Annotated in this window: 8 protein-coding genes; 3 read left to right on the top strand and 5 right to left on the bottom strand. The window is 51.3% G+C overall.

The annotated features are described in order from the left end of the window. Positions 1 to 6: 6 nt before the first annotated feature. Entirely contained in the window at positions 7 to 2175 is a 2169-nt protein-coding gene (locus tag FT643_RS16870) for a protein-disulfide reductase DsbD family protein (RefSeq protein ID WP_156872598.1), read from the top strand. Between the two features lie 20 nt (positions 2176 to 2195). After that, entirely contained in the window at positions 2196 to 2825 is a 630-nt protein-coding gene (locus FT643_RS16875) for a thioredoxin family protein (RefSeq protein ID WP_156872599.1), read from the top strand. A gap of 43 nt (positions 2826 to 2868) precedes the next feature. Here the strand turns inward: FT643_RS16875 and FT643_RS16880 are convergent, their stop codons facing one another. Together FT643_RS16880 and FT643_RS16885 are read right to left on the bottom strand one after the other, a co-directional pair. Next, complete coding sequence (locus FT643_RS16880; protein WP_156872600.1) at positions 2869 to 3138, bottom strand: chaperone NapD; 270 nt, start codon at positions 3136 to 3138, stop codon at positions 2869 to 2871. 403 nt (positions 3139 to 3541) lie between these two features. Then, on the bottom strand, positions 3542 to 4291 hold the full coding sequence (locus FT643_RS16885; RefSeq protein ID WP_156872601.1) for a phosphoadenylyl-sulfate reductase: 750 nt from the start codon (positions 4289 to 4291) through the stop codon (positions 3542 to 3544). 349 nt (positions 4292 to 4640) lie between these two features. On the opposite strand from FT643_RS16885, the gene FT643_RS16890 reads away from it, so the two are divergent. Beyond that, entirely contained in the window at positions 4641 to 5768 is a 1128-nt protein-coding gene (locus FT643_RS16890; protein WP_317622049.1) for an aminotransferase class V-fold PLP-dependent enzyme, read from the top strand. Positions 5769 to 5771: 3 nt separating this feature from the next. Here FT643_RS16890 and FT643_RS16895 read toward each other — a convergent pair whose 3' ends face one another. From FT643_RS16895 to FT643_RS16905, 3 genes are all read right to left on the bottom strand, one after another. Continuing rightward, complete coding sequence (locus FT643_RS16895) at positions 5772 to 11135, bottom strand: M4 family metallopeptidase (protein ID WP_198043632.1); 5364 nt, start codon at positions 11133 to 11135, stop codon at positions 5772 to 5774. A 411-nt stretch (positions 11136 to 11546) separates the two neighbouring features. Further along, positions 11547 to 12248, bottom strand: a complete 702-nt coding sequence (locus FT643_RS16900) for a nitroreductase (protein WP_156872603.1) — start codon at positions 12246 to 12248, stop codon at positions 11547 to 11549. Positions 12249 to 12292: 44 nt separating this feature from the next. Continuing rightward, a complete protein-coding gene (locus FT643_RS16905; protein WP_156872604.1) occupies positions 12293 to 13309 on the bottom strand; it encodes an MBL fold metallo-hydrolase in 1017 nt (338 codons plus the stop codon). Positions 13310 to 13355: the final 46 nt, after the last annotated feature.

A 13355-nucleotide genomic window follows, 5' to 3' on the forward strand; every position in this document is an offset into this window, starting at 1 on the left:
CCGCATATGATGCCGCAACGTTGCAGCCTGCCACTGACCCTCAACAGCTTACTTCTGTTCTTCCTGATCGTGGCTACCGGGTTCACGGGCAACAGTTTTGCTGCGCAGCTCAGCGGGGAAGGCCCCGCGGTGAAAACCCCCAATATGACAGCCAGCCTGGTAACTGATTACCTCGCGGTTCATCCCGGCCAGGAATTCACGGTTGCCCTTCGCCAGCAGATCCGACCCCATTGGCACACGTACTGGAAAAATCCGGGCGACTCCGGTGAACCTACCACGCTGGATTGGTCTTTACCGGAAGGCTGGAATGCTGGCGAAATCAAATGGCCTACTCCTCATCGCATTGCCGTAGGCCCTTTGGTGAACTTCGGTTACAGCGGTGAAGTACTTCTGCAGACCAAGATCACGGTACCCAGCAATACGGAGCCGGGGGGGCAAGTGACACTTCGAACCAACGCCTTCTGGTTAGTTTGTGAGGAAGTCTGCATTCCGGAAGAAGGCGATCTCAGCCTGACCGTAAAGGTAAAAAACACGGCGGAGCCGAGTGGCTGGAAAGCTCAACTGGATAAAGCCCGCTCTGAATTACCTCGGCCGCTGCCTTGGGCTGCGCAAGCCAGCCTGAACAAGGATGAGCTTGTCCTTAGCGTGCCCCTTTCCACCGGTACCGAAGTCACCGGGGCGGTCTATTTCCCTAATCAAAAGGACATCATTCAGCCCGCAGCACAACAGACTTTTGCACGCGATGAAGACGGCTTTACCCTGACCATGGCTACCCGCTTCGGTGCTGAAGCAGGTGAGCTCGATGGCCTTCTTGTCCTTAGCGAACAAACCGGATTCGCTGGTAAAGATTCCCTCGTGCAACGCGCCTACGACGTGGACCCCGATTCCCCCATGTTGTCCTCTCCGGCTCCAACTGGTGAATCGCCGTCAAAAGTGAGCTGGGCGGCGGCGTTGTTGATGGCCTTCGTCGGTGGCCTAATCCTGAATCTGATGCCTTGTGTGTTTCCGGTGCTGTCCATCAAAGTACTGTCCCTGGTGCAAATGGCGGACAGCCGCCAGGCGCGAATTCGTCACGCAGCAACTCACGGCTGGTTATACGCAGCCGGCGTTCTGTCCGGTTTTTTGGTACTGGCTGGAATTCTGATCTGGTTACGCAACAGCGGTATAGCCTCAGGTTGGGGCTTTCACCTGCAAAACCCACTACTGGTACTGATCCTGGTTTGGCTCTTCTTTGTCATTGGACTGAGCTTATCCGGGCTATTCGAATTGGGTGGCCGTTTTATGGGCGTCGGGCAAACGCTCACTCAAGGCCACGGACTGCGCAAATCGTTTTTCACCGGCTTGCTTGCCACTGTGGTCGCGAGCCCTTGCAGCGCGCCGTTCATGGGCGCAGCCCTGGGTTATGCGCTATTGCAAACCCCGTTGGTAACGCTATCGGTTTTTGTGTTTCTGGGGTTGGGAATGGCAACGCCCTTTATCCTGCTCTGCCAGTTTCCCGGCTGGTTGCGGCGCTTACCCGCGCCAGGCTTATGGATGCAGCGTTTTAAAGAACTTCTGGCGTTCCCCATGTATGCCTCGGCAGTCTGGCTGCTATGGGTGTTGACTCAACAGGTCGGCGATATCGGAGTACTTGCCGCTGCCGGAGGCGCAGTTCTGATCACCTGGATTGTTTGGCTGAGCAAGGTGAACGCCAAATTCTGGCGCTACACAGGGCAAATCGCCGCCTTAGTGATTCTATTGTGCGGTATTGCCAGCACCCGCTCGCTGTTCGACGCGCCCGGCCCCACTGATGCCCCGGCAAGCAACGTTGCGGCCGGACCAAACGACTGGCAACCCTTTAGCCAGGAAGCACTGCAGCAGGCCCGCGAGAAAGGCCCGGTATTCGTGAATTTTACTGCTGATTGGTGCATCACCTGCAAAGCGAACGAATTGGTCGCCCTGGAGACGGATAAAGTCCGCGCTCTTTTCAAAGCCAACAAGGTTATAAAGTTAAAAGCCGACTGGACGCGCCGAGATGAAAGTATTGCCAGCACCATCGAAAGTTTTAATCGCAGTGGTGTACCACTGTATCTCTGGTATGGGGATCCGGATAGCACAACACCGGAGATTCTGCCGCAACTTCTGACCGAGCAACTTCTGATCGAACGAATACAAGCAGTAACCCAATCCCGATAATCCTTTTCTGGAGAGCAAACATGAACACCACCAGTATACGATGCAAACCATTTCTCGGCTCCGCATTTTTGCTATTGTGCTCATTGATGTTTAGTCAGCACGCACTGGCTGCCGCCAGTATCGGCAATATGGCGCCGGACTTCACGCTAACGGACAGCGATGGAAAGATTCATCAGTTAAACCAATATCGCGGCAAGCGCGTGGTGCTGGAATGGACCAACCATGGCTGTCCCTACGTACAAAAGCATTACGATTCCAATAATATGCAAGCGTTGCAAAAAGAAATGACCAACAAAGATGTTATCTGGCTGTCCATTATTTCATCAAAGCCTGGCGCTCAAGGCTACGTTAAAGGGAACGAAGCCAACGAACTCACCAGCAGCAGAAAAGCCCACCCCAGCGCCGTACTATTAGATCCGACGGGCAAGGTAGGCCGCGCATATGGTGCGAAAACCACACCCCATATGTACGTCATCGATCCGGTAGGCAGATTGGTGTACATGGGCGCCATTGATGATAAGCCCTCGGCACGGGCCAGCAGTCTGAATGGTGCCACCAATTACGTTCGCTCCACTATGGCCGACATGGATGCAGGCCGCCCGGTGAAATTGGCGCAAACAACCGCCTATGGCTGCAGCATCAAATATTGAGCCACATGCAACTGATCACCTTCAATACCGGGCAGCAGCCACGCTATACGATGAAACTGTCTAACTCCTGCTCGGTTTCCGCATGGTGATATACCATGTTGCAAGACAATACACCGCTGATTTCAAAAATGTCGGCACTGCACTTGGTAATTTCCCAACTGCTATGGGTTTCCAGCGTAATCACAATTTTTCCGGATGGATCCAATTGAAATACATCGACCCCGGGTAACTGTTCCAGGCTGTGCTCAACATATCTAAGTTGATCCGGCTTGGCTTGCACAACAAAACTACTAATATGAATTTCCGTATTCATGGGTAACCTCGATGCTGTTCCGTTTGGTTTTTATTTTTGTGATGTGACAGACCACCCACGCAGCCTGCACGTTAAACCCGCCAGTAAATTAGAGAGCCGGTAAACCGCTGTTAGTAATCATGACACAGGAGAAACAGCGACCGTACTTGTCTCTTCCCTGCCCCCAGGTCTAACGCACCTCTCTACATGCACCTATCTACATGCACCTAACCAGTGTAGACCAAATTTGTAAATTCAAATCCGGACTGTCCCCAGATTAGCAAACAAATTGGCGCCAAGACGTTAGACCAAAGTCGAATACAGGCGCGCCTGTACACCACCTGGCCTTGTGTATCTTTCACGTTTTACAAGACGAAAAAAAACCACCAACTACGTGGTGGTTTTTAGACATGCCAGGCTGATTCTAAAGGTGTAGCCCACATTCCGTTTTTTCCTTGCCCTGCCAGCGCCCGGCACGGCCATCCCCTTTTACGGTGCAATGGGTGCAACCGATCGAAGAATAACCTTCAGCCACCAATGGGTGAAACGGCAAGTCGTGTTCGCTGATGTAGTTGTCACGTTCTTCTTTAGTGACATCGATCATCGGGTTGAATTTGATGATCCCGCGTCGTTCCTCAAACACTTCCAAAGAGGCCCGGTGCTCGGTCTGCCAGCCCATCAGGCTGGACACCCAAACGTGATAATTTTCTTTCACTTCTTCAAGCGGTTGGACCTTGTTAACGGAGCAGCATAGATCCGGATCTTGCTCCCACAACTGTTCACTGACACTGTAGGCATGATGATGCTTATCCGGGGTAATATCGGCAACCTTCAACTGGAAGCGCTCAATCAGGTAGTTGCGGTATTCCGCGGTTTCTTGGAAATGAAACCCGGTATCAATAAAGTGAACCACCTGCTGCGGACGGATTTTGGAAATAATATGGAGAAAATAAGCCGAAGTCGCTGCAAACGAAGACGTCACTAATATTTTGTCTTGATTAAAGTCTTCATAAAGGCGTGCAATACGGGCTTCAAAATCGAGCGGTCGATAGACCCGGTTCAGCTCGGCGATGGCTTCCTTAGACAACCCCATGCTGTTGTCACCAACCCGACTGATCAGATTCGTTTCCCGGGTGTTGCTGCTGTCATTTGGCTCTCTTACGAAACTATTCATAGGGACATCTAGCCGTTTATTTATTAGGGGTTAAAAAGGTAATTGGTCGCTATGATAGCGAAATCAAACGATATTTGAAGAAATTGTTAGTTAAATGCTTATTCCAAACCCGTATAAGCCGGTTTTTGCCACCGACGATTTCAATCTTAAGGGTCATTAGGCTCTTATTATCAATAGGTTAGCTCTATTACACGATAATACCCGGAGCACCGCGCTCGTTTTTGCATAAGCATTTAATTGCATTGCGAATTGTGCGAAGCTTCCGAATCGGGGTTTTCGAGCGCCTCAGATCGCGCTCTATAACCCGCAGTTATAACCTGCCAACACCACCCGAAAAAGGAGGCCCCCTGTGCCCGGACTGTTACCCGAAGTGGATCCCAATGGCCTATTGGAGTATTCCGTCGTATTCACCGACCGCTCACTGAATCACATGTCACAGCAGTTCCAGGAGGTGATGCGCGATATTTCCGGCACCTTGAAGCAGGTTTACAATGCCCACGCCGTCGCCGTGGTTCCCGGTGGCGGCAGCTACGGTATGGAAGCGGTAGCCCGGCAATTTGCTCACGACAGACGCTGCCTGGTGATCCGTAATGGCTGGTTTAGCTTCCGCTGGTCACAGATTTTCGAGATGGGAAAAATACCGTCCTCGGCAACGGTATTAAAGGCCCGCCCTATCGACTCCAACCCACAAGCGCCCTTCACTCCCCCGCCTATCGATGAGGTGGTGAATGCCATACACAATGAAAAGCCTGACCTGGTTTTCGCTCCCCACGTGGAAACGGCATCCGGCATAATTTTGCCCGACGGCTATCTAAAAGCCATCGGAGAAGCCGTCCATTCCGTGGGCGGCTTGTTTGTACTGGATTGTATAGCGTCCGGCACCATTTGGGTGGACATGCAGGCTTGTGGGGTGGATATCCTAATATCAGCGCCGCAAAAAGGCTGGAGTTCTTCCCCTTGCAGCGCCCTTGTGATGTTCAGCGAAAACGCCCGGCAGCGCATCGACAATACACACAGCAGTAGCTTTGCCTGCGATCTAAAAAAGTGGCTTCAGATTATGGAAGCCTATGAGAATGGGGGACATGCCTATCATGCCACCATGCCTACTGACGCGTTGAAAACTTTCCGCGACACCATGAAGGAAACCGAAGCCCTGGGTTTTGAAAAAATACGGGATGCGCAGCAGGAATTGGGAGACCGTGTGCGCGCCCTGTTTGCTAAACGAGGCATCAAAAGTGTAGCCGCAGAAGGTTATGCTGCGCCCGGCGTTGCGGTGTTCTATACCGATGCCAGCCTGATGCAAAGCGGTAAGCCTTTTATTGAACAAGGCCTGCAGGTGGCTGCAGGTGTCCCATTGCAATGCGGTGAGCCGGAAGACTATAAAAGTTTCCGTATTGGCTTATTCGGCCTGGATAAATTGTTGCATATTGACCGCACGCTGGCACATCTGGAAACTGCACTCAAAAGTATTCCGTAGCGGCTACCGCATTTTTCTGCGAAAGCCGAGCCAACCCAACAGCAACAAACTAAGCCACTCAAATGATCCCGCATACTGTTTAGATGCCGAATCATTAGTACTGTTATGTTCTAAACTTTGTGTAGAAACGGAGGCACTCAGGTCGTGTTTCGTTTCGTCGTCAGGGGTGATGATTCGGATATCGATCACCTCTTTCGATTTACCTTTCATCTGGTCTGTATTGCACATGATACCGGTTTCAACCAGCTCGCAGCCGAGTTGACTATCCTCTTCCTGGCTGAAATCCACCATCGCAATCAAATCCACAGGAATGCGATGGTCCAAAACTACCCCTTCTGCATTGAGCACACCGCGATTGCGCACCTGCAGTTGGTAATGGATCAAAAGCGGATTGGCTTCGATGGTTTTCACTATCTTAACTGACACATCCACGTTGGCTTCGAACGGATCAGAATCCTGTTTGAATTCCTGATAATTGTTAAAACCATCTCCGTCCGGATCCATCAGCGCATCCAGCCCATAAAACGGGTCAAGACCATGCTCCCGCTCCCACTCGGTGCTCATACCATCATTATCGTGATCTTCACCGTAATTAATAAACCGCACGTTATCGATCCAGACCGTGTCCTCGTTAACACCGTCAACCAGATCTTTCATGTACGCGAACTCGATTGTATGCGGACCGGCGTCCAGATTCACAGTGAAAGAATCCTCACTTTCACCAGAGGCAGCAAGCACTTCCTCTCCGTCCAGGTATACCCTAAAAACGTCATAGTCCTGCTCTGTCGAGGTTTTGTAATCGAAGCTTAAGGTGCCAGCTTCATAAAGCTTGGTGAATTCCACCGCGGCCATCTGCGCATCCGCCAGTTGCGATATGGCAAGACTCAGAATCCCGTCGGTATACCATTCGTTATTCAGGCTCCAGTGCTGGCCCTCACCAGACAATACCCAGTCCGCCGGCAAGCCGCTTTCAAAGGACTCGACAAAATAATGTTCAGCTACCGGAAGCGAGGCCTCATCCTGGGGGTCGGTGCCCCACTGCGACTCCTGCAAGTTGGTGAACCCATCGTTGTCCGGATCACCGTCTGCGTCTGCCGCGTCCAGGGCGTCCAACTGATAACGGATTTCAAAGTCATCGGTCATGCCATCAGCATCGGTGTCCGCCCGGATCGGAGAGGTTTCATAGATATTGACCTCATCACCATCACTCAACCCATCCTGGTCGCTGTCTGCAACTGTGGGATCGGTCTTGAACGCGTATTCCTCCAGATTAGTCAGACCGTCGTTGTCACCGTCCAGAGTGGCATCCGATGGATCATCCGGATCCAGGTTATATCGCAGCTCCCATTCCGTTGACATACCGTCACCGTCTATATCAGGGTCATCACCAGTGAACAGTACGTTGTCGACCCAGGCTCCCTGCTCATTATCCTGACTGGTATTTTTCTGCATCAAGATTTGGATAATATGCGCCCCCGGCTCCAGATCAGTGGTAAAACGTCCCTGAATTTCACCGGCGCGCACCAACACTTCCTCACCATCAATTCTTACAACAAATTCATCGGTTTCCGCGCTCATGACCCGATAATCAAAACTCAGCGTACCGGCGGAAAATAAGTGACGAATCTCAACCAGGGCGTTTGCGGACTGGGTCAGATCCTCAACCCCCAGACTAAAACCACTGTGGGCAGACCACTGCTGATTACGTTGCCAACCGTGTTGCGGGTCCGTACTCAGAATTAACCAATCCGCAGGCACGCTCTCTTCGAACGTTTCCAGAAAGCTGGTGACCCGAACCGCAACAGACAGCGCATCGTTGGGATCGGTACTGGTAATGTATTCGTCCAGATTGGTCGCGCCATCGCTATCCGCATCCTGCATTGCATCCGCAGCATCCAGTGGATCCAACCGGTTGCTGACTTCGAACAAGTCAGGAATAGCGTCCGCATCGGTGTCCGATAATACCGGGGAAGTAAGGTGGACATGAACCTCATCTCCATCGTTAAGACCGTCCTCATCACTATCAGACGATTGTGGGTTGGTGCTATTCAGAAACTCTTCCAGGTTCGTTAAGCCATCCTCATCACCGTCAAGAAGTGCGTCCGCAGGATCATTGGAATCCAGACCCCAGCTGGTTTCCCAGCCATCAGCCATACCGTCGGCGTCACTATCGGCTGTTCTACTGGAGAATACGAGGTTGTCGATCCATACCTTATTCTCGTTCTCCATCAACGACTCGTCTCTTACGTAGACAAACTGAATGCGGTGCGGCCCGCTACTCAGATCAACTTCAAAACGGCCTTCTTCCAGCCCCGATACGTTTAACACCTCTTCGCCGTCAATCAACACCTGCAAAAAGTCATATTGATATTCGGTGGATGTGCGGTAATCAAACGATAATGTGCCTGCTTCCACAAATCGTTGCATTTCAACCGAAGCAAATTGAGAATCTTCCAACCCAGCCATCATCAGGCTTTGCTCGCCGTCACTGGCCCACTGTGAATTCACCTGCCAGTTTGCCGCGCCCTCGGAAGCGCTTAACGACCAATAATCGGCAAGAGGCTGTTCGAAAGACTCCAGGAAGTAAACCTCCGGTGTCGGCGAAGAATTTGCATCATTCGGATTGGTATCCCAAAGCGCTTCATCCCTGTTGCTGTATCCGTCACGGTCATTATCCTGATCCGCATCAGTAGCATCCAGCGGGTCTAACTGATAACGAATCTCAAAATCGTCCGGAATACCATCGGCATCGGTATCGCCCGCCAGGGGCGACGTGCCGTAGATTCGGACTTCATCGCTGTCACTCAGGCCATCTCCATCGGTATCGGCCCGGTCAGGATCGGTTGAGTTTTGAAACTCTTCCAGATTTGTTAGTCCATCATTATCCCGGTCCAATTTCGCATCATCGGCAGACTCAGGATCAAAACCGTATTGCAGCTCCCACAGGTCTGATATACCGTCGCCATCGTTGTCAACACTGATACCCTCAAATTTCAGATTATCAATCCAGGCAGCGTCAGCGTTAGCGGCCGTATCAGCATCTTTAACATAGATAAATTGAAGGGTATGCACTCCGCGTTCAAGCTCTATCCTCACTGAATCGCTTTGTTCACCGGAGACCGATATCAGCTCGTTGCCATCCACAATAATTTGAAAAAAATCAAACTGCTCTTCACTGGAAACCCGGTAATCCAGAGTCAATACGCCTTCTTCAAATAACCGGCGCAACTGGGCAACGGCTCGTTCGCCATCCGGAACTCGATTGGCTTTGAAGCCCTCGCTACCTTCACTGGACCATTGCCCATTCACCTTCCAGCCCCGGTTTGGGTTGGAAGACTCCAAGGACCAGTCCTCAGCAATTTCACCCTCGAACCGCTCATGGAACTGGTCAAACAATTTCGCCACCGAGCTGTCATCAAACGGGTCGGTGTTCATCAAGAATTCTTCGTAATTGGTAACGCCATCGCCATCGTTATCCAGATCACGATCACCCGCATCCAATGGATCCAGTCCTAGTCCAATTTCTGCCGCGTCGCCGATACCGTCCAAGTCGGTATCGGCCAACACAGGCGAGGTACCGTACAGAGTTACTTCATCACCGTCCGAAAGGCTATCGGCATCCGAATCCGCGACAAAAGGATCGGCCTTGTTCTGGTATTCTCCCAGATTGGTCAAACCATCCAGATCCGCATCGTCGTCCGCGTCTGCGGGGTTCAGATAATCAAAACCGAGCGTGACCTCCCAGCCATCCGGCATTCCGTCTGCGTCAGAGTCGGTGGTATCGGTGCTGCACACCACCCCCACTTTGCCGAACGCTACGGCGATCGCGGATAACGGCAGCCCCATATCCGTGGCGGCATCCATCACGCCACATGCTCCTTCCTGGAAAGTAGTGGTCGGGGTCCAGTAAAATTGATTGGCATGGGCAAACACCTGGAAACCCGTTTGAACGTTCCATCCTTCCGAATTGGCCAGCAGGTAGAAGGCTCGGTTAAAAACACCGCTCCCCAGATGAACGTCCAATTCCTCAAAAAAATCCTTGGCGTGGCCAATCGAGGCGCCGTCCATCGCCGGATCTTCAAAGTACCGCAGCGGCTCGCCGGTTTTTGACAGGTCTGCCCCTGCAAGCCAGTCGACTTTGCCGTGCATATAATATTCCGCAGCTTCGCCTGCAATATCCGAATAGGATTCATTAATCGCACCGGACTGATCCTGGTAAATCAAGCTGGAATGGGCTTCGGTGAAGCCATGGGAAATTTCATGAGAAACAATATCCAGGACGGTAAACGGAAAATAGATTTCATTGCCGTCACCGAAATTAACCGCTTCTCCATCCCAGAAAGCATTGTCCATTTCTTCGCCGTAGTGAACCTTTGCTTTTATTTTGTGGGATAGCGGGTCAACGGACAGCCACTCCTGATACATAGCGGCAACCACACTGCTAAAATAGTGAGCGTCGTTTATGGGCGAATAGGCTCCATTTGTGGCTTTGTAGGTATTACGGTAACACTCAAACATAAACGGATCCGTAATCCGTTGTTCTTCCTGGCTCTGATGATCAATTGTACGCACGGCATCATTTTCCATAATGCAACCGGCGGCATTCTCTTCGACATCCAAAGCCGGGAAGTCGGTACCATAATTGTACCGCCCCACCCGCTCGTTGCCCCCAGGCCCGGTGGCTTCAGCGTGCGCCAGGGCATTCCAGGCTTTTAGAATCTTGCCACTGCTTTCATCAATTATAACGGTAGGCCTAGCGGGCATTTCATCCTGAGTGTTGACAAGATAGGTAATCACTCTCACGACATAGGCTTTGTCGTCACTGTGAATGAAAATTTGCCGACTGTCTTTCTGGTGTTTTATAACCCATTCACCGGCGCCTGGTGGATGGGATTTTAACCACCATTGTTCGGCCTTGGTCTTGATTTTGTCTTCAACCGGTTGACCCGGAATATTGCTGATGCCGACATCCGGACGATCGCCTACGTCAACCAGGTTTTCTTCCTGCTCCAAATCTCTGGCGACACTGCCATTAATAGCATAAAGCTTGCGGCTTTTGTCATGAACGACAACGTGCTGTCCCCATACCGGCAACCCGTGATAGCTCTGCCGATAACGAACATGACGATTCCCCTGCGTATCCGTGCCTTTGGAAAGGGTTTCCAATGACTCGTTTTTGCCAAGATCAAGTAGCGCGTTCAGGTCCGGTTCTTTGGAGGCTTTTTGCGTGTTCGCAGAAGACGACGAAAAAGAATTTGCTGACTTAAATTTGATATTCAATGGCTCTAGCGTTGCAGAATTTGCTTCCCCAATCACAACACTCAATAAAGCGAACCCCAATAACAGCTTATACACGTGCTTGTACATCTTAATATCCATTTTAATTTTAACCGTCAATCCAAAAGGCGCACGGGGCCGAGCGGCGATGCGCGCGTACTAATAGCCGAATAAAATTATTCAGCCTATTTATTAATGTTCGGAAAGCCAGCATGATAGCACAGTGATTTAACGTTTTAAGCTAGAAAAATGTATGAATTAGGGAACTAATTGTTGCCCCTTAGCCGGAACATAAAACTTGAATACAAACAGGTCAGCAAAAGTTCCAACATGGCCTGTTTACCGACCAGAACGTTGATAGGATGTATACTTATAAGTATCTAATCGTTAACCGGAATTGAAATAACGGGGAAGAAATCCGTGCATGACTAACGGTTCTAGCATTACGCGAGCTTAATCGACAAGCCTGACAAATCTCTAAAAAGACAACAGCCATACTGACTAACGATGAAACACCGTGGTCTCTACCAATGGGGCCCGACCTATGCGGGTGTCATTAATCGGATCACAGCTATCCTCATACCCGAAGGAAATACCAAACAGCAATTTGTTTCCTGCCTCGATACCCAGACAATCGCGTACCGCGTCCGCATGAAAACCCAGGGATGTTTGCGGGCAACTGGCCAAGCCCTGCGCTGACAATGCCAGCATCAAAGTTTGGGCATACATTCCAACATCGGCGGCTTCGCGCAAACCGAAGGGTTCCGGCAGAAATAGAAACGCCACATGCGGTGCGCCGAAAAAGGAATAATTACGCAGGAACACTTGCTGCCGCTGCTGCTTGTCTTTACGTTCCAGATTCAGCGCACCGTACATTTGGTTGGCGGCGTCGTATTGTCGTTCCTGAAACACACCTTGGTACTTGGGTTCATAAGGGAAGTCCAGGGTCATTTTCCCCTGCATTGTATTGACCGGTAGCAACGCTCGCAACTGTTCCAGTTTGTCGCCGCTGACCACGTGCACTATCCAGGGCTGTGTGTTGCAGTTGGAGGGCGCTTGCTGTGCCAGTTCGAAAAGTCGCGTCAGAATGGCATCGTCCACCGGGGTGGATTGAAAACCACGCACCGAACGGCGGGTACGGACAACTTCAGTAAAACGGTCGACTAAAGATACGGAGTGATCCGTGTTTGCCTGCTGATTCATTTCGCTGAATTTCCTCTACTGTCTCTGAGCGGTTGCGACACGGTTTAACATTGCCGATACCAATAAACACCGTCAGTTAGAACCCTGTTAATTCGTTTCTGGTGTAACAAATAATGGAGGTGCGCTACGCACTCTCCCACCGCCATAAAATTCTGAAACGTGTCCAGCTCACGCTTAAACAATCGCGTCGTAAGCTGCTGCGCAGTGCGTGGTTGATCGCACAGAGCCTGCAACGCATCGAGCCGCTCGTGGTGATGTTCTACCACCGCATTCAGGCGTTCGTGCAAACCGGTAAAAGGTAGCTGGTGAGCTGGCAGCACTAACACCGAATCCGGCACCCTCGCTGCCACTTCTGCATGGGCATCGAGCCAATGTTGCAGCGGGTTAGCGGTGGGCTGAATGGGCGTCACACTGACATTAGAGGTGATACCCGGTAACACTTGATCACCGGAAATCAGAATATCCAGGTCGGCACAATACAAACAAAGGTGTTCAGGTGCGTGACCGCCGGTGGTGATTGCTTCCCAGTGGTGAGATCCGATTTTAATAATTTCCTTGTCCAGCAGCTGATGGAAACTACCGGGCAACTCCGACACCAGATGGGTGTAATCCGTATTGCCCAAAATAATTTTCCGATCGCTGTCCGCAATGCCGTTCTCGTCGAAATACGCAGACGTTTCCCAGAACGGTTGACTACGGGGCGCCCCCCCGAAAGCAGCAGCATACAAGTATTCGGTTTGTGTCATGAATAAGCGGATCCGGCGTGAATCGCATAGCCAGCCTGCCAATCCGACATGGTCCGGGTGGTGGTGGGTCACAAATACCCGGGTGATCGGCGCCCCCTCCAATTCCGCTTCTATTACGTCAAGCCAATTCTGCCGGGCAGCATCGTTATTCATTCCGGTATCCACGATGCACCAACCATCACCGTCGCGCAGCAGATAGCAATTAATATGATCCAATGAATACGGTAACGGGGAACGCAACCACTTTATGTCCGGATGCAACTGCAACGCTTGTTTAGCTGCAGGGGCCTCCGGGTGCGGGAAGAATAACGCCATTATAACTGCGTGGCCACCTCCGCGTAGATCGCGTCATTGGCCCCCC

The organism is Ketobacter sp. MCCC 1A13808, assembly GCF_009746715.1.
Lineage (GTDB): Bacteria > Pseudomonadota > Gammaproteobacteria > Pseudomonadales > Ketobacteraceae > Ketobacter.

What these genes read in the sequence shown, in the direction of transcription:
- FT643_RS16870 (WP_156872598.1), top strand. Translation starts at nt 7, where the DNA reads ATGATGCCGCAACGTTGCAGCCTGCCACTGACCCTCAACAGCTTACTT.
- FT643_RS16875 (WP_156872599.1), top strand. Translation starts at nt 2,196, where the DNA reads ATGAACACCACCAGTATACGATGCAAACCATTTCTCGGCTCCGCATTT.
- FT643_RS16880 (WP_156872600.1), bottom strand. Translation starts at nt 3,138, where the DNA reads ATGAATACGGAAATTCATATTAGTAGTTTTGTTGTGCAAGCCAAGCCG.
- FT643_RS16885 (WP_156872601.1), bottom strand. Translation starts at nt 4,291, where the DNA reads ATGAATAGTTTCGTAAGAGAGCCAAATGACAGCAGCAACACCCGGGAA.
- FT643_RS16895 (WP_198043632.1), bottom strand. Translation starts at nt 11,135, where the DNA reads ATGTACAAGCACGTGTATAAGCTGTTATTGGGGTTCGCTTTATTGAGT.
- FT643_RS16900 (WP_156872603.1), bottom strand. Translation starts at nt 12,248, where the DNA reads ATGAATCAGCAGGCAAACACGGATCACTCCGTATCTTTAGTCGACCGT.
- FT643_RS16905 (WP_156872604.1), bottom strand. Translation starts at nt 13,309, where the DNA reads ATGGCGTTATTCTTCCCGCACCCGGAGGCCCCTGCAGCTAAACAAGCG.